Origin of the sequence: Vibrio sp. 10N.286.51.C3 (assembly GCF_003050065.1) — a bacterium.
Taxonomy (GTDB): Bacteria; Pseudomonadota; Gammaproteobacteria; order Enterobacterales; family Vibrionaceae; genus Vibrio; species Vibrio crassostreae.
Genome location: NZ_PIGC01000042.1, coordinates 1 through 1,848 on the forward strand (window position 1 = coordinate 1; position 1,848 = coordinate 1,848).

Consider the following 1,848-nt stretch of genomic DNA (forward strand, 5'->3'; position numbering starts at 1 on the left):
ATCAGTGAAAACGAGTAGGGCGGGACACGTGATATCCTGTCTGAATATGGGGGGACCATCCTCCAAGGCTAAATACTACTGACTGACCGATAGTGAACCAGTACCGTGAGGGAAAGGCGAAAAGAACCCCTGTGAGGGGAGTGAAATAGAACCTGAAACCGTGTACGTACAAGCAGTAGGAGCACCTTCGTGGTGTGACTGCGTACCTTTTGTATAATGGGTCAGCGACTTAATTTTAGTAGCAAGGTTAACCGTTTAGGGGAGCCGTAGGGAAACCGAGTCTTAACTGGGCGTACAGTTGCTAGGATTAGACCCGAAACCAGGTGATCTAGCCATGGGCAGGTTGAAGGTTGAGTAACATCAACTGGAGGACCGAACCGACTAATGTTGAAAAATTAGCGGATGACTTGTGGCTAGGGGTGAAAGGCCAATCAAACCTGGAGATAGCTGGTTCTCCCCGAAAGCTATTTAGGTAGCGCCTCGGACGAATACTACTGGGGGTAGAGCACTGTTAAGGCTAGGGGGTCATCCCGACTTACCAACCCTTTGCAAACTCCGAATACCAGTAAGTACTATCCGGGAGACACACGGCGGGTGCTAACGTCCGTCGTGGAGAGGGAAACAACCCAGACCGCCAGCTAAGGTCCCAAAGTATAGCTAAGTGGGAAACGATGTGGGAAGGCTCAGACAGCCAGGATGTTGGCTTAGAAGCAGCCATCATTTAAAGAAAGCGTAATAGCTCACTGGTCGAGTCGGCCTGCGCGGAAGATGTAACGGGGCTAAGCTATACACCGAAGCTGCGGCTACGTACCTTAGGGTATGTGGGGTAGGGGAGCGTTCTGTAAGCCGTTGAAGGTGGTCTGTAAGGGCTGCTGGAGGTATCAGAAGTGCGAATGCTGACATGAGTAACGATAAAGGGAGTGAAAAACTCCCTCGCCGGAAGACCAAGGGTTCCTGTCCAACGTTAATCGGGGCAGGGTAAGTCGACTCCTAAGGCGAGGCCGAAAGGCGTAGTCGATGGGAAACAGGTTAATATTCCTGTACTTCTTACAATTGCGATGGGGGGACGGAGAAGGCTAGGTGGGCCTGGCGACGGTTGTCCAGGTTCAAGTACGTAGGCGGGTGGTTTAGGTAAATCCGGACCGCTACTAACGCTGAGATACGATGTCGAGCTACTACGGTAGTGAAGTCATTGATGCCATGCTTCCAGGAAAAGCCTCTAAGCTTCAGATTGTAAGGAATCGTACCCCAAACCGACACAGGTGGTCGGGTAGAGAATACCAAGGCGCTTGAGAGAACTCGGGTGAAGGAACTAGGCAAAATGGTACCGTAACTTCGGGAGAAGGTACGCTCTTATCAGTGAAGTCCCTTGCGGATGGAGCAGACGAGAGTCGCAGATACCAGGTGGCTGCAACTGTTTATTAAAAACACAGCACTGTGCAAAATCGTAAGATGACGTATACGGTGTGACGCCTGCCCGGTGCCGGAAGGTTAATTGATGGGGTTAGACTTCGGTCGAAGCTCTTGATCGAAGCCCCGGTAAACGGCGGCCGTAACTATAACGGTCCTAAGGTAGCGAAATTCCTTGTCGGGTAAGTTCCGACCTGCACGAATGGCGTAATGATGGCCACGCTGTCTCCACCCGAGACTCAGTGAAATTGAAATCGCTGTGAAGATGCAGTGTACCCGCGGCTAGACGGAAAGACCCCGTGAACCTTTACTACAGCTTGGCACTGAACATTGAACCTACATGTGTAGGATAGGTGGGAGACTTTGAAACCGCGTCGCTAGATGTGGTGGAGTCGTCCTTGAAATACCACCCTTGTAGTTTTGATGTTCTAACGTTGG

1 rRNA gene is annotated in these 1,848 nt (G+C 51.2%); it reads left to right on the forward strand.

Annotation, left to right across the window (positions count from 1 at the left end):
- Window positions 1-1,848, forward strand: a 23S ribosomal RNA gene (locus tag CWO27_RS23380); the annotation flags it as partial.